This window comes from Flavobacterium luminosum (assembly GCF_023635005.1).
GTDB classification, from domain to species: Bacteria; Bacteroidota; Bacteroidia; order Flavobacteriales; family Flavobacteriaceae; genus Flavobacterium; species Flavobacterium luminosum.
In genome coordinates this window covers 239,997-256,189 of the sequence record NZ_JAMLJM010000001.1, presented here as the reverse complement: position 1 = coordinate 256,189, position 16,193 = coordinate 239,997, and the positions used below count along the sequence as shown (strand labels likewise).

The following is a 16,193-nucleotide window of genomic DNA, read 5'->3' as shown; positions in this document are numbered from 1 at the left end:
AATCAATTAACAAATTATTGTCAATTTTGTTTGAACAATTTTATACTTTTGCTCTGATGAAATTCAAAGTGCAAATAAATATTATATTAGCCGTACTCATTTTGGTATCCAATGTGGGGTTGGCATTCAATGTGCATTATTGTGGAGATAAAATAGCCGGTATCTCTTTTGATTATAAAATCAGCGACCCTTGTGATCAGAAAAAAAACGAGGAAGAAAAGTCGTGTTGTGCAAAAAAGAAAAAAGAAAGTAGTTGTTGTAAAAACAACAAAATAGAAATAGAAAAAACGACTTCTGAAAATGTTCTTATAAAAAGTTTTCAGTTAGATCTTACGTCTTATATTCTAGTTCATGAGTATCAATCTTTATCATTTCCTTTGCTTAAGGAAGTGGTTAAAAAAAACGAAAACCCTTCGTTCTATTGTGATACCCATGCCCCTCCTTTATATAAATTGTATTCCCAGTATATTTTCTATGCGTAGTTGATAATTTCAAAAACTAAGGAACTAATTAGTTCTGAATTTTGTTATTATTAATTAAATGTAGATACAATGAAAAATACGTTCTTGTATTTTCTTGTTTTTCTGTCTTATACTGTTTCAGCGCAAATACCAGATACTTTGCAAACAGTTAAAGTAGAAGCAAAACGAGCGAAAATACAAAAATCACTTATTAAAGCAACAAATACCACTGTATTGTCTAGCAAGGAATTGCTAAAGGCCGCTTGTTGCAATTTGGCCGAAAGCTTCGAAACCAATCCTTCAATTGATGTGAATTTTTCGGATGCTTTAACAGGTACCAAACAGATTAAAATGCTGGGATTAACCAGTCCTTATTTATTAATAGCTGAGGAGAACATTCCTTCTGTTCGAGGCGCTTCACAAGCATTTGGTTTGTCGTTTACACCCGGAACTTGGGTCGAAAGTATTCAGATTACCAAAGGAGCAGGAAGTGTGATTAATGGTTTTGAGAGTATTTCGGGACAAATTAATACCGAATTGCTAAAACCCGCCAACGACATTCCTTTCTTTTTGAATGTTTACGGTTCTTCTGATGCTCGTTTCGAGTTAAATACACATTTTACCAAGAAATTAGACAGTTTGTGGTCTACTAGTTTATTGGTTCATGGCAATGCTCGTTTGGCTAAAAACGATATGAATGAAGATGGCTTTTTAGACAATCCGCTGGGAAATCAGATCAACATTCTCAATCGTTGGCAGTATACTAATCCCGAAAAAGGATGGGTTACTTTTTTTAACCTTCGTTATTTGAATGATCAAAAGCAAACGGGTGAAGTAGCATTTGAACCGGACCAACATAAGTTTTCTACGACCTATTGGGGTTCAGAAATCAATACTGAAAGATTCGATTTTTCTTCTAAAATTGGATATGTTTGGAAGGATATGCCTTTTCAGAGTATTGGTTTTCAAAATGCGTTTACCTCACACAATCAACAATCTTATTTTGGTTTAAGAACTTACGATATCAAACAAAAAAGCGGGTATTCTAATCTGATTTTTAATTCGATTATAAACAATACGATGCATAAGTTCTCCACAGGATTGAACTTTACCTTCGATGAATATCAGGAAAAGGTAAATGCTATTGATGTGAGTCGAAAAGACAACTCATTAGGTACTTTTTTTGAATACACCTTCGATAATACGGATAATTTCAGTTTAATTTTAGGAGGAAGAGCGGATTATCATAATCGTTTGGGCTTTTTTCTAACTCCTAGGTTGCATGCGCGCTACAATCCTTGGCAAGATGGTGTGCTTCGTTTTTCAGCAGGAAGAGGTAAAAGATCCGCTAATATTTTTGCAGAGAATCAGCAGTTGTTCGGAAGTTCAAGAACTTTTAATATTTTAGATACCAATGGTAAAATTTACGGGCTAGATCCTGAAATAGCTTGGAATTACGGGGTTGGATTTTTGCAAAAATTTCAACTTTTCGGAATGAAATCAGATGCATCTGTAGATTTTTATCGTACGGATTTTCAAAATCAAGTGATTATAGATGTATACCAAGGAAGTAACCAGGTGGATTTTTATAATTTGAAAGGAAAATCATTTGCTAATAGTTTGCAAGTGGAGTTTAATACCGAAATCATCAAACATTTGAATTTCCGCTCAGCTTACAAGTTCTATGATATACAAAGTGATTATAATATGGGACGTTTTCAGCGTCAACTTCAGGCCAAGCATCGTTTTTTTACGAACCTAGAATTTGAAACCCATATCAAAGAAAAAGGGCAACAATGGCGTTTCGATTATACGTTAAATTGGATAGGAAAACAGCAATTGCCTAACTCAGGGGGAGAGTTACCTGCCATGTCACCTTCTTTTGTGGTAATGAATTCGCAAGTTACTCGAACCTTTTCTCCTGTCTTTGAAATATATGTAGGAGCTGAAAATTTAGGAAACTACAAACAATCCAAAGCTATTATTGGAGCAGATAATCCGTTTGGAACAAATTTTGATTCTTCTATCATCTATGCACCGGTTTTTGGTAAAATGTTTTACGCAGGGTTGCGTTATAAAATTAAGTAAGTGTATAATTTAAAATTAAATAAGATGAAAAAAATAGTAATGTTATTGATGTTAATGATTGGTTTCTCTACATTGGCTCAGGAAAAAAAGAATAAGAATGCTAAATATGGCGTTGAGGTGAATGGGAATTGTGAAATGTGTCAAAAAAGAATACAAAAAGCCGCTATGTCTGTAGCAGGTGTTAAAACAGCGAGTTGGAACGTAGCTTCACAAGAATTAAGTTTGATCCTTAACGAGGAAAAATGCAGTATGTTAGATGTTGAAAAGGCAGTAGCCAAAGCCGGACACGATACTAAAAACGTTAAAGCTACCGACGAGGAGTACGACTCACTTCACGGTTGTTGCCGATACGAAAGAGTAAAATAACTATTAAAAAGAGCCTTGACGAATTGTTGAGGCTCTTTTTTTTCTATAAGAAAATGTTAAGTCCTTGGGTGTTTTTTTTCAAAATAGTATTTTTGCCAAATGAAATTTTTTACCAAGATAGTTTTAGCAGCGTTTATTCTGTTTCAGTTCTCTTCTATGATCCTTTATGTGATTAATGAGAGAAATGAAACAACCATTGCTTTTAATATCACGGAAGAAGAAGAACATCACAAGCACACCAAAAATAATTTCGCAGAGGTTGTTTTTGACGAAAGTATGCTTTACGATTTCTTATTTCAAAATAATGCTTCCAATAAATTTGACTTCTATTTGTTAAAGGATTATTCTTTAACGTTAATGGCGTTCTTTCCGCCACCCGAACAAGTTTAAAACATACCATTCAAACTCACAGGCTGTTGGTCTGTAGTAAAATAATGTTTTAAATTTTAAAGGGATATGACAAAAAAAACAAAACTTTTGGCTAACCTTGGTTCAGATTTTCCTGCTGGGCTAGTGGTTTTTTTGGTCGCACTGCCGCTATGTTTAGGGATAGCATTGGCATCGGGTGCACCGTTGTTTTCAGGAATTATATCAGGAGTCGTTGGTGGAATTGTAGTTGGTTTAATTAGTAAATCACATTTATCTGTTTCGGGTCCTGCAGCCGGTCTTACGGCAATTGTTTTAAGTGCAATAACTACTTTAGGCGGTTTTGAGATTTTTCTTTTGGCGGTTTTTTTAGCTGGAGTATTGCAATTAATCTCAGGGTTTTTAAAAGCGGGCTCTATTTCCAATTATTTCCCCAATAATGTCATTGAAGGTATGTTGGCTGGTATCGGGGTTATTATTTTTCTAAAGCAAATTCCCCATGCTGTTGGTTATGATGAGGATTATATTGGAGATTTAGCATTTCTTCAGCCCAACGGACAAAATACTTTTTCCGAATTGTTTTCTGTTATTGGGAACGTACATTTGGGAGCTGTTCTAATAACTTCAGTTTCATTACTCATTTTAATTGGCTGGAATAAAATTTCTTTTTTAAAAAATTTGAAATTAATTCCTGCTGCTTTGATAGCGGTTATAGTTGGAGTAATCATTAACGAAATATTCATCGTAACGGAGAGTAGTTTAGCAGTAACGGCAGATCATTTGGTGAAATTGCCGGTGCCAAAATCTTTTGAAGAATTCCAGCAAATTCTTGTTTTTCCTGACTTTTCGGCAATTGTGAACCAGGAAGTTTGGATTGTTGCGTTTACCATTGCTATTGTTGCTTCAATTGAAACACTGCTTTGTGTGGAAGCCGCGGATAAAATGGATGTTCAAAAAAGACATACAGATACCAATGTCGAATTAAAAGCTCAAGGTATAGGAAATATTATAAGTTCTCTTTTAGGAGGATTGCCGATGACCTCTGTAGTGGTAAGAACTTCTGCCAATGCTAATGCTGGCGCCAAGTCGAAAATGGCAACGGTTATTCATGGGGTACTTTTGTTTGTAAGTGCTCTGGCAATTCCTTTTTTGCTTAATAAAATTCCTTTGGCAACCTTAGCAGCCGTATTGTTGTTGGTGGGTTACAAATTGGCTAATCCTAAAGTAATTACTCATTTTTATGAGCAAGGGAAATATCAATTTATACCTTTCATAGCAACTTTACTAGGAGTTGTGTTCACGGATTTATTAAAAGGTGTAGCTTTGGGGATGATAATCAGTGTTGTTTTTATTCTGAAAGGGAATATGAAAAGAGCCTACGATTTTAAGAAAGAACAATACCATGAAGACGATATAATTCATATCAAATTAGCTCAGGAAGTCTCTTTTTTAAACAAAGCAGCGATTAAAAAAACACTCCAAGAGATCCCGGAAAATTCGGTGGTAAGAATCAATGCTTCCGAAACGGTATATATTGCACATGACGTTTTGGATTTGATTAAGGATTTTAAGAAAGTGCAATCAAAGGATAAAAATATAAAAGTAAAACTAGTGGGTTTCAAAAAAGCATATGAGCTTGAAAACACTAAAGAAGAAGAAAAACATGTATTTGTTGAATCTATAAATTAAAAATATGAGCGAGTTTTATAAAAAAATATTAGACAATAATAAGAAATGGGTAGAAGAGAAGTTAAGTCAAGATCCTAATTTTTTCAAAGATTTATCACAAGGGCAAACCCCGCCGCTTTTGTGGATTGGATGTTCTGATAGCCGCGTTCCTGCCAATGAAATTACCGGAACTAAAGCAGGGGAGGTCTTTGTTCATCGTAATATTGCCAACATGGTGGTGCATAGTGATATGAATATGTTGAGCGTTCTAGATTATGCGGTGAATGTTTTGAAAGTGAAACATGTCATTGTTTGTGGTCATTATGGTTGTGGAGGAATTAAAGCCGCGATGGGGAACAACTCTTTTGGAGTTATAGACAATTGGATTCGACATATCAAAGATATTTACCGATTAAATAAAGAAAAACTAAGCTCTATTGAAAACGAAGACGAGCGTTTTAACAGATTTGTGGAGTTAAATGTAAAAGAACAAGTATTGAATTTAGCAAAGACATCCATCGTGCAAGGTGCTTGGAAAGAAGGACAGGAATTATACTTACATGGTTGGGTATATGGTCTCAATTCTGGTTATGTAACGGATCTAAATGTTAATTTTTCTAAGAACGAAGATTTGCATGAACTGTATCAATTAGATATTTAATTTTAATAATAATTTATCATTTTAAAATAGGGCGATTGTACTAAATGTAGTACTTTCGCCTTTTAAAATAGTATGTTTAAGTAATGGAAGAATTTAACTGGTTGCAATTATTAAACCCCGAATTTTATATTTTACTAGAGTTAGGAGGAGTTAAGATTGGATTGTTCGTAGTATTATTTATTGTTTTCGCAGAAACAGGCTTGTTGGCTGGTTTCTTCTTGCCTGGAGATAGTTTGCTTTTTTTGGCAGGAATTTACAGCGAAGGTCTCATGAATCAATTTTCGACCCATAATGATTTCTTGAACGTTACCATTTTTGCACTATTGGTTTCCTTAATGGGAATTTTGGGTAATATGACTAGTTATTGGTTTGGTGCCAAAAGTGGAGGTTATCTCTACAGTCGACAAGATTCATTTTTTTACAAGAAAAAATACTTATACCAATCTAAAGAGTTTTTCGAAAAATACGGTTCAAAAGCTATTGTTTTTGCTCGTTTTTTACCTGTAGTAAGAACCTTTGCACCAGTGATTGCCGGAATTGTAGAAATGGACAAAAAGAAGTTCATGTTGTACAATATTTTAGGATCTTTATTGTGGTCTTTTTCTATGATTTTTTCTGGACATTATCTTCACGCGTTCTTTTTGAATGAGTTTGGAGTGGATTTAAAACATTACATCGAGTACATTGTGATCATTATCGTATTGTTTACAACGGTGCCAGTACTTTGGAAAATTTTAAAGAAACAAGCACACATCGAAGAATAAGCATTTTCAAAAAATAATTCTTTTAGCAGGACTAAAAGTTAAGCTAAATAATATTGAGCCAATTATAGAAGAAATTCTGTAATTGGCTTTTTTGTTTTCTAAATATTGAAATTTAATTCGAAATCGTACTACTATGTATTTCGTTTCAGAAGATTTAAGAATGTACTGTAAATCTGAAAAATGAATTGTTAATTTAAAACTTTATCTCATTTGCCTTTTCGAAATTCATGATTTCAATTTAAATCCAAGTTCAAGATATTTCAACGCTTTTGAATAGTTGGTTTTGGGATAAGATTTAATGAAGAACATTAGTAAAACGATTGCTATGATAGTGGTCATAATAAAAAACAAACCCCGAAAAATAGCTTCTTCGGGGTTTGTTGTAGTAATTTATTTTTGTGAGATGAAGCGATTACATCATACCAGGCATTCCGCCTCCCATTGGCATTCCGCCTCCGGCATTTTCTTCTTTAATGTCGATTAAAGCACATTCTGTAGTTAGAATCATTCCTGCCACAGAAGAAGCGTTTTCTAAAGCTACACGTGTAACTTTCTTAGGATCGATGATTCCTGCAGCCAACATATCAACATATTGGTCAGATTTAGCGTTATAACCAAAACTTCCTGTACCTTCGGCAACTTTAGCTACTACTACAGAACCTTCTAAGCCTGCATTTTCAACAATAGTACGTAAAGGAGCTTCAACAGCACGAGAAATGATTTGAATACCCGTTGCTTCGTCTGCATTTTCTGCTTTAAGATTTGCTAAAGTTGCTTTTGCTCTCAATAAAGCTACACCACCACCAGCAACAATTCCTTCTTCAACAGCAGCTCTTGTAGCGTGAAGTGCATCGTCTACGCGATCTTTTTTCTCTTTCATTTCCACTTCAGATGCAGCACCTACATAAAGAACAGCTACTCCACCTGCTAATTTTGCCAGACGCTCTTGTAATTTTTCTCTGTCATAATCAGAAGTAGTTGACTCCATTTGCGCTTTGATTTGGTTTACGCGGTTTTTAATCATTTCCGCATCACCAGCACCGTTAACTACAGTAGTGTTATCTTTGTCAATGGTCACTTTTTCGGCTGTACCTAACATTTCTAAAGTAGCGTTTTCTAAGTTGTATCCGCTTTCTTCTGAAATTACTGTACCACCTGTTAATATAGCGATATCTTCTAACATAGCTTTTCTACGATCTCCAAATCCTGGCGCTTTTACAGCGGCAATTTTTAAGGCACCTCGAAGTTTATTTACCACCAAAGTAGATAAAGCTTCACCATCAACATCTTCAGCGATGATTAATAGAGGTTTTCCAGATTGTGCAACTGGCTCTAGAATTGGTAATAATTCTTTTAAAGAAGATACTTTTTTGTCGTATAATAAAATGTAAGGTCTTTCTAATTCAACTTCCATTTTTTCAGTATTAGTTACGAAGTAAGGAGATAGGTATCCTCTGTCAAATTGCATACCTTCTACAACATCTACATAAGTATCGGTACCTTTTGCTTCTTCAACAGTGATTACACCTTCTTTACCTACTTTACCAAAAGCCGTTGCAATTAATTCTCCAATTACTTCGTCATTGTTTGCAGAGATGGAAGCTACTTGTTTGATTTTTTCGGTAGAAGAACCTACTTCTTGAGCTTGTTTGCCAAGATCTTCTACAATTGCTTCTACTGCTTTATCAATACCACGTTTTAAATCCATTGGATTAGCGCCAGCAGCTACGTTTTTTAGTCCTTCTTTAACGATAGATTGTGCTAAAACAGTTGCCGTAGTTGTACCGTCTCCCGCTAAATCATTGGTTTTAGAAGCTACTTCTTTAACCATTTGTGCTCCCATATTTTCAAGAGTGTCTTTCAACTCTACTTCTTTAGCCACTGAAACACCGTCTTTAGTTACATGTGGTGCACCAAAAGATTTAGAAATAATTACATTACGTCCTTTAGGACCTAAAGTTACTTTTACTGCATTAGCTAATGCGTCTACCCCGCGTTTTAATCCGTCGCGTGCTTCAATATCAAATTTTATATCTTTTGCCATTTTGATTTTTATTTAGATTTTTTGAGTTTAATTATGTTTAAGGTTTTTCAGAAAGTTTGAATTTGAAACCTGAAACTTAGAATTAAATTATTGCAAGGATATCGTCCTCACGCATGATTAAATAATCTTTGCCTTCAAATTTTAAATCAGTTCCAGCATATTTTCCATAAAGAACCGTGTCACCAACTTTTACGGTCATAGGTTGGTCTTTTTTACCGTTTCCTACAGCTACCACAGTACCTTTTTGAGGTTTTTCTTTAGCTGTATCAGGAATAATAATCCCAGAAGCTGTTTGAGTCTCAGCAGCTGCCGGTTCCACGATAACGCGATCTGAAAGTGGTTTAATGTTTAATGCCATAATTATATTTTTTTAGATTATTAAATTTTGCTGCTTTGCTTTTTTCAGAAATTGTGCCAAGCTGAAAATTGTGACAAAATTGCCAAATAAAAAATGCCAGCACTGACAGGCTGGCATTTTGTGTAATTATTTTCTGTTGAAGATTATTTCTTAGCTTCTTCTGTAGGATTAGCTGTTTTGTCATCTGCAGCTGGAGCAGACTGAGGAGCAGCAGGTATTGAAGGAACAGAAGTTGTCTCATCAATGATCTTAGATCCTGTATCGCTGTTGCTTCCAGTAAAACTTAAGCTTGATAATAAAATAAGTACAATTAACGTACCTGCTAAATACCAAGTACTTTTATCTAGGAAATCAGTTGTTTTTTGAACTCCACCCATCATTTGTGAACTACCAAAAGTTGATGATAATCCTCCACCTTTAGGGTTTTGTACCATAACTACCACGATTAGTAAAAAACAAACTATAGTGATTAAAACTAAAAAAATTGAAAATGTACTCATTGTTAACTATTTGTTATTTTGTTGTAATTCTTTAATTTCTAATATTCGGTCTGCAAATAAACTACTTTTTTCTGGATATTTCAAAATTAAAATTTCATAAGCTTGAATTGCTTTGCTGTATTTTCTTTGTTCCAGATAAATTTTAGCTAAAGTTTCGGTCATCAGATACGATGTGTCCTCGTTTTTTTGTGTATAGGCTGGTGGTGCAATATTCTCTTTTGGAGGTGATATTTTTGGATTTGATTCGATGAATTTATCAATCAAATCTATTTTTTCAGCCAAAGTTTTTGATTCTACTTTTACTTCAGTCGATTCATTTCTTTCAATAGGTTTTAGCTTAGATAATTGTAACCATTCTTGAAAGGAATGTGTTTCGGAAGTGTTAAGTCCAACAGGTTTTTCATCTGTTGCGACAGATTCGGAAGCTGTTTCCTCAGCCTCTATTTTTTCAGTTTCAGCAGAGGGTACTGCAGGAGTTGCTTCCTTAATAGAAGATAAAATAGATTTTTCCAAAGAGTTTTCAGAAACAGTCTTTTGAGGAACTTCTAGAGTTTTTTCTTCAATTAAAGATGGTTCCGTAGCGATAGCGACAGTTTTCTTCTCGGGTTCTTTGTCTTCCGAGACTTTTTTTAGAGTTGGAGTGAAATATCCATTAATAAAATCGAATAATACCGTACGATCAACAGTGTGCGCAGCCGTTAATTTTAACGCTTGGCTATATTTAAAACTATCGTGGGCATGTAAACCTTTTAATTGAATAGTTCTGGCACTCTGAAAATATGGAAAATCGGCTAAGATTTTATCTAAGTCGTTAATATGGCTATAGTTTACAGCACCGGGATTATTAAGTAAATGTATGTATTCGTTAAGATTCATAATTACCATTTAGCTAAGGTGTCGTTAAACATATCCTGAGTAATTCGCTCGAAAATAACATCCAAAGCGGATCGAAGCTGTGCTCCAGTTAATTGTTGGTCTCCCGGGTAGTCGTAAAAAAACGAAAAACGCTTCTCAAAGTTTTCTTGTGGTTTGTTTTTATTCGAAAAACGTAAGTTTACTGAAATAGTCAAACGGTTTTGGGCAGCGGTAAGGTCAGCAGTAGCTGTCATAGGAGAAATACGGTAATCTGTAATTTCACCTTCATAAACTAAATCGCCATCAGTAGGAGTGAGACTCAAATTAGTCTGATTTTGAATCAAATCCTGTAATCGAAGGGTAAAGTCTCTATCGATTCCCGGTTCAACCAATTCAGATACATTTTGAAAATAATTTACCTGAAACGTTTTTGCATTAATTGGACCCGCACCAGTAAAGTTATAAATGCCGCAACTGTTAAGTAATAACAACAAAGCAGTGAATAGTATGTAGGATATTTTTTTCATGTTTCAGTTTTCCAAAGATATAAAATGGAATTTTATAAATCGAATTGTTTTATTTTTCGGTATAATGTTCTTTCAGAAATACCTAATTCGTCTGCAGCAGCTTTGCGTTTCCCTTTGTTGCGTTCCAGTGCTTTTTTGATGAGTTCTATTTCTTTTTGGTCTAGTCTGAGCGAATCTTCTTCTTCTACAGTATCGGCAAAAATATAATTACCGTCGTCTTCATCATCTAAAAACTCTTCCTGTTGAATTTCTGGATTTTGAGTTGGAATCACCGAAACACTCAAATCTTCATTAGCATAAGGATTTATCTCGTCTTTCTGACCGTAGATACGCTGAATCAATCCTTTGTTGGTTTCCTGAACTTTAGAACTTCCATTTTGCATTAATTCCAAGGTTAATTTTTTTAGGTCGTTCAGGTCGCTCTTCATGTCAAAAAGAATCTTATACAAGATTTCTCTTTCTGTTGAAAAGTCGCTATCCGCTTTTTTGTTGACTACTTGTGGAAGATTTGTTCCTTCGTTAGGCAAATAAGAAGCCAAGGTTTGGATCGAAATATCTCGATTGGTTTCTAAAACAGAAATTTGTTCAGCAACATTTCGTAACTGACGAATATTTCCATTCCAACGGTATTTTAATAAATATTGAATCGCTTGATCCTCTAATTTAATCGGAGGCATTTTGTATTTATGCGCAAAATCAGAGGCAAATTTTCGAAATAGTAAATGGATGTCTTCTTTACGCTCTCTCAATGGAGGTAGCCCAATTTCAACTGTACTCAAACGATAGTATAAATCCTCTCGGAATTTGCCTTTTTCGATGGCGTCAAGCATGTTTACATTGGTCGCCGCTACAATTCGAACATTCGTTTTTTGGACTTGAGAAGAACCAACTTTGATGAATTCCCCATTTTCTAAAACACGTAATAAGCGAACTTGAGTAGTTAAAGGTAATTCACCCACTTCATCTAAAAATATAGTACCGCCATCAGCTACTTCAAAATAACCTTCGCGGGTTGCAGTAGCTCCGGTAAAAGATCCTTTTTCGTGACCAAATAATTCACTATCAATAGTGCCTTCGGGAATAGCACCGCAGTTTACAGCGATATATTTCCCGTGTTTTCTGTGGGATAGAGAATGAATAATTTTAGGAATACTTTCTTTACCCACACCACTCTCACCGGTTACCAACACCGAAATATCAGTAGGGGCAACCTGAATGGCTTTTTCAATTGCACGATTGAGCTTCGGGTCGTTCCCGATGATCTCAAATCGTTGTTTTATGGCTTGAACGGATTCCATTTGTAATTGTTTTATGTAAACTTTAAATTCAAAAATTAAAGTAGCTTGTGTTTAGAATTTGAAGCGTTAAACTTTAAATTAATTAACTTGCATTTCAGAATATCCAACCGCTTCACCTATTAATGTAGCAGTAGTACAGTCGGTTACTTTGACCAATACGAAATCTCCCGGTTTGTAATTTTCTTTAGGAAAAACAGTAACAACGTTTTCTGAATTTCTTCCAGACCAATGAGCGTCAGATTTTTTCGATTCTTTCTCAATGAGTACTTCTACTGTTTGATTTAGGAATCGGGCAGTACGTTGCGCACTCAATTTTTGTTGTAAATCAACAATCTCTTGCAAACGTCGCATTTTATCAGCCTCCGGAACGTCATCTTCCATCTTACGTGCTGCAAGTGTACCTGGTCTTTCTGAGTAAGCAAACATGTATCCAAAATCATATTCTACATATTCCATCAGACTTAAGGTGTCTTGGTGATCTTCTTCCGTTTCGGTAGGGAAACCGGTAATGATATCTTGTGAGATTGAACATCCAGGGATAATACGTTTGATTTTGTCAACCAACTCCATATATTCTTCACGAGTGTGTTGACGATTCATTTCCTTTAAAATTCGGGTACTACCAGATTGAACCGGTAGGTGAATGTAGTTACACACATTGTGATATTTAGCAATAACGTGGAGCACTTCTTCGTGCATGTCTTGCGGATTTGATGTTGAAAAACGGAAACGCATTTTTGGAAACTGTACAGCGCACATCTCCAATAATTGTGAAAAATCGACAGCAGTAGCTTTTTGTATTTCACTAGCTTTATCGAAATCTTTTTTTAATCCGCCACCGTACCAAAGGTAACTGTCAACATTTTGTCCTAATAAACAAACTTCTTTAAATCCTCTATTCCAAAGATCTTGAATTTCTTCAATAATAGATTGAGGTTCACGACTGCGCTCACGTCCTCTGGTAAAAGGGACCACGCAAAAAGTACACATGTTGTCACATCCACGTGTAATCGAAACAAAAGCATTGATTCCATTACTTTGTAATCGGACTGGTGAAATGTCTCCGTAAGTTTCATCTTTCGATAAAATAACGTTTATAGCATCACGTCCTTCTTCTACTTCTTTCAAAAGATTAGGTAAATCTTTGTAGGCATCTGGACCTACAACCATATCTACAATCTTTTCTTCTTCAAGAAATTGACTCTTTAGGCGTTCTGCCATACAACCCAAAACACCAACTTTCATTCCTGGATTGATGCTGCGTTTTACAGCATTGTATTTTTCTAAACGTTTGCGAACCGTTTGTTCCGCTTTGTCTCGTATGGAACAAGTATTTACCAGAACCAAATCGGCTTCTTCTAGTTTTTGTGTTGTGTTATAACCTTGTTCAGTTAAAATTGAAGCTACGATTTCGCTATCGGAAAAATTCATAGCACAACCATAACTTTCTATAAAAAGTTTTTTTGTATTTCCTTCTTTTTCTTGTAAAACTAGACTAGTGCCTTGTCTTTTTTCATCAATTTCCTTTTCCATAAATTGCCTTTGCGTAAAATGTGCGTGCAAAGATAATACTAAATTTGATTTTATGACAAGATGTCAGATTTCTTTAACATTATTTCAACTCCTAAATATAGGTATAACATCGATGAAACATTTTCTTTCGTCCTAAAAAACCTTTCAAAAATTCTATATTTAAAAAAAACCCATACTTTTGCCGAAGAAATAAAATGGTAAATGGCAAAGAATTTAGTGATCGTTGAGTCGCCTGCAAAGGCAAAAACTATAGAAAAATTTTTGGGAAAAGAATTTCAAGTGGAGTCTAGTTATGGGCACATTGCCGACTTACCTTCTAAGGAAATAGGGGTAGATGTGGAAAATAACTTCAAGCCTAAATATGAAGTTTCTTCCGATAAAAAAGCTTTAGTGAAAAAACTCAAGGATTTGTCTAAAAATGCCGAAACGGTATGGTTAGCATCCGATGAGGACCGCGAAGGGGAAGCGATTTCTTGGCACCTTGCGGAAGAACTTAAACTAGATCCAAAGAAAACCAAACGTATTGTTTTTCATGAAATTACGAAGACGGCTATTCAAAAAGCAATTGAAAATCCGCGTGGAATTAATTACGACCTAGTAAATGCACAACAAGCTCGTCGTGTGTTGGATCGTTTGGTTGGGTATGAATTATCGCCTGTACTTTGGAAAAAAGTAAAAGGAGGCTTGTCTGCGGGTCGTGTTCAATCGGTTTCGGTACGTCTGATCGTAGAACGTGAACGTGAAATTCAAAACTTCAAACCAGAAGCTTCCTACAGTGTTACTGCTGAGTTTACTAATGAAAAGGGTAAAATAGTTAAAGCCAAATTGCCGAAGAATTTCTCAAGTAAAGCAGAGGCTGAAAAGTTCTTACAACAAAATATTGGTTCGAACTACAAAGTTGCAGATTTAGAAACCAAACCGACAAAAAAATCTCCAGCGGCTCCATTTACGACTTCTACCTTACAACAGGAAGCGGCTCGTAAATTATATTTACCGGTAGGAATCACCATGCAAATCGCGCAACGTCTTTACGAAGCGGGATTGATTACGTACATGAGAACTGATAGTGTGAACCTGTCTCAAGAGGCTATGAATGCAGCTCAAGCAGAAATTAGCAGTTATTATGGAGCAGAATATAGCAAGCCGCGAAATTATAATACAAAATCAAAAGGAGCTCAAGAAGCTCACGAGGCTATTCGTCCAACCGATATGTCTCGTCATACTATAGAGGCAGATAGAGATCAGGCTCGTTTGTATGATTTAATCTGGAAACGTACCCTGGCATCTCAAATGAGTGATGCGCAATTAGAGCGCACCAATGTTAAAATTGAAGCCGACAATCATAAAGAAATTTTCGTAGCTACAGGAGAAGTAATCAAATTCGATGGTTTTCTGAAAGTGTATTTAGAAGGGCACGACGAGGAAGACGAACAAGAAGAAGGAATGTTGCCTGCTTTAAAAGTAGAAGAACGTCTGAAAAATAATTTCATTACTGCCACGGAACGTTTTTCAAGGCCAGCGGCTCGTTACACCGAAGCTTCTTTGGTGAAAAAATTAGAAGAATTAGGTATTGGACGTCCGTCTACTTACGCTCCAACGATTTCGACTATCATCAATAGAAATTATGTTGAAAAAGGAAATTTTGAAGGTCAGGAACGAAAATACAATCAGATTACTTTAAATAATGGCGAAGTAAATGCGCAGGTTTTAGTAGAAAAAGTAGGTTCTGACAAAGGGAAATTAGTTCCTACCGATATTGGTATGATCGTGAATGATTTCTTAGTAAAAAACTTCGAAACCATATTAGATTATAATTTTACCGCAAAAGTAGAACAAGATTTTGACGAAATTGCCGCAGGAAATGAAGATTGGGCTAAAATGATGCGTGATTTCTACAATCATTTTCATCCGAATGTTCAAGATGTAGAAAAAAATGCCGAAAGAGAAAGCGGTGAACGTATTTTAGGTACAGATCCAAAATCAGGAAGGCAAGTTTCGGTTCGTTTAGGAAAATTTGGACCTATGGTTCAAATTGGAGAAGCGGATGATGAGAATAAACAATTCGCAAGCCTTCGCGCAGAACAAAACATAAGTACGGTTACATTAGAAGATGCGTTAAACTTATTTTTATTGCCAAAGAATTTAGGTACTTACAAAGGGGAAGAAGTCGAAGTGAACAATGGTCGTTTCGGTCCGTATGTTCGTTTTGGTAAAACCTTTATTTCCTTGCCAAAAGGAGAGGAACCTTTGGATGTGACTTTGGAAAGAGCACAACAATTAATCGATGAAAAGAATCAGGCGGATGCACCGATTGCACAATACAAAGGAATGGATGTGCAAAAAGGAGTGGGTCGTTTTGGGCCTTTTATTAAATGGAACGGAATTTTTATTAATGTTAATAAAAAATATAACTTCGATCATTTGACCCAATCGGATATTGTAGAATTGATTGAAGATAAATTGCAGAAAGACATCGATAAGGTGATTCATAATTGGGAAGAAGAAGGAATCAAAGTGGAAAAAGCACGTTGGGGTCGTTCTGTAATTACCAAAGGGAAGATCAAAATTGAGTTGAATAAAGATATTGATGCTTCTAAATTAACTTTGGAAAAAGTGAAAGAAATGATCGAAGCCAAAACGCCTGCTAAAAAAACTGCAGCAAAGAAAACGACTACTAAAAAAGCAACTGTAAAAAAGAAATAAA

15 protein-coding genes are annotated in these 16,193 nt (G+C 35.3%); 8 read left to right on the top strand and 7 right to left on the bottom strand.

Annotated elements, in window-relative coordinates:
* Positions 1-56 precede the first annotated feature (56 nt).
* From NAT50_RS01175 to NAT50_RS01145, 7 genes are all read left to right on the top strand, one after another.
* Positions 57-482, top strand: a complete 426-nt coding sequence (locus tag NAT50_RS01175; protein ID WP_250590658.1) for an HYC_CC_PP family protein — start codon at positions 57-59, stop codon at positions 480-482.
* A gap of 69 nt (positions 483-551) precedes the next feature.
* Positions 552-2,549, top strand: coding sequence for a TonB-dependent receptor plug domain-containing protein (locus NAT50_RS01170; protein WP_250590656.1), 1,998 nt, complete (start codon positions 552-554; stop codon positions 2,547-2,549).
* Between the two features lie 24 nt (positions 2,550-2,573).
* Positions 2,574-2,915 carry a heavy-metal-associated domain-containing protein gene (locus tag NAT50_RS01165; protein WP_250590654.1) on the top strand — a complete coding sequence of 114 codons (342 nt, stop codon included), beginning with the start codon at positions 2,574-2,576 and terminating at the stop codon, positions 2,913-2,915.
* A gap of 99 nt (positions 2,916-3,014) precedes the next feature.
* On the top strand, positions 3,015-3,305 hold the full coding sequence (locus NAT50_RS01160) for a hypothetical protein (RefSeq protein WP_250590652.1): 291 nt from the start codon (positions 3,015-3,017) through the stop codon (positions 3,303-3,305).
* Positions 3,306-3,371: 66 nt separating this feature from the next.
* Entirely contained in the window at positions 3,372-4,970 is a 1,599-nt protein-coding gene (locus NAT50_RS01155) for a SulP family inorganic anion transporter (protein WP_250590650.1), read from the top strand.
* Positions 4,971-4,974: 4 nt separating this feature from the next.
* The gene (gene can / locus NAT50_RS01150; protein WP_250590648.1) at positions 4,975-5,610 is read left to right on the top strand and encodes a carbonate dehydratase; all 636 of its coding nucleotides are present in this window, start codon (positions 4,975-4,977) and stop codon (positions 5,608-5,610) included.
* An 83-nt stretch (positions 5,611-5,693) separates the two neighbouring features.
* Entirely contained in the window at positions 5,694-6,374 is a 681-nt protein-coding gene (locus tag NAT50_RS01145; RefSeq protein ID WP_250590646.1) for a DedA family protein, read from the top strand.
* Positions 6,375-6,786: 412 nt separating this feature from the next.
* Here NAT50_RS01145 and groL read toward each other — a convergent pair whose 3' ends face one another.
* From groL to miaB, 7 genes are all read right to left on the bottom strand, one after another.
* Entirely contained in the window at positions 6,787-8,418 is a 1,632-nt protein-coding gene (gene groL, locus NAT50_RS01140; protein ID WP_250590644.1) for a chaperonin GroEL, read from the bottom strand.
* Between the two features lie 82 nt (positions 8,419-8,500).
* A complete protein-coding gene (locus NAT50_RS01135; protein WP_250590642.1) occupies positions 8,501-8,776 on the bottom strand; it encodes a co-chaperone GroES in 276 nt (91 codons plus the stop codon).
* A 143-nt stretch (positions 8,777-8,919) separates the two neighbouring features.
* The gene (gene secG / locus NAT50_RS01130) at positions 8,920-9,276 is read right to left on the bottom strand and encodes a preprotein translocase subunit SecG (protein ID WP_250590640.1); all 357 of its coding nucleotides are present in this window, start codon (positions 9,274-9,276) and stop codon (positions 8,920-8,922) included.
* 6 nt (positions 9,277-9,282) lie between these two features.
* Positions 9,283-10,152: a tetratricopeptide repeat protein gene (locus NAT50_RS01125; protein WP_250590638.1), complete on the bottom strand. Its 870-nt coding sequence runs from the start codon at positions 10,150-10,152 to the stop codon at positions 9,283-9,285.
* Positions 10,153-10,154: 2 nt separating this feature from the next.
* Entirely contained in the window at positions 10,155-10,658 is a 504-nt protein-coding gene (locus NAT50_RS01120) for an LptE family protein (RefSeq protein ID WP_250590636.1), read from the bottom strand.
* Positions 10,659-10,690: 32 nt separating this feature from the next.
* Complete coding sequence (locus tag NAT50_RS01115) at positions 10,691-11,956, bottom strand: sigma-54 interaction domain-containing protein (RefSeq protein ID WP_250590634.1); 1,266 nt, start codon at positions 11,954-11,956, stop codon at positions 10,691-10,693.
* A 78-nt stretch (positions 11,957-12,034) separates the two neighbouring features.
* Positions 12,035-13,489 (bottom strand): tRNA (N6-isopentenyl adenosine(37)-C2)-methylthiotransferase MiaB, encoded by a 1,455-nt coding sequence (gene miaB / locus NAT50_RS01110; protein WP_250590632.1) that lies wholly within the window; start codon positions 13,487-13,489, stop codon positions 12,035-12,037.
* Positions 13,490-13,690: 201 nt separating this feature from the next.
* Here miaB and topA point away from each other — a divergent pair, with 201 nt between their 5' ends.
* Positions 13,691-16,192 carry a type I DNA topoisomerase gene (gene topA / locus NAT50_RS01105; RefSeq protein WP_250590630.1) on the top strand — a complete coding sequence of 834 codons (2,502 nt, stop codon included), beginning with the start codon at positions 13,691-13,693 and terminating at the stop codon, positions 16,190-16,192.
* Position 16,193: the final 1 nt, after the last annotated feature.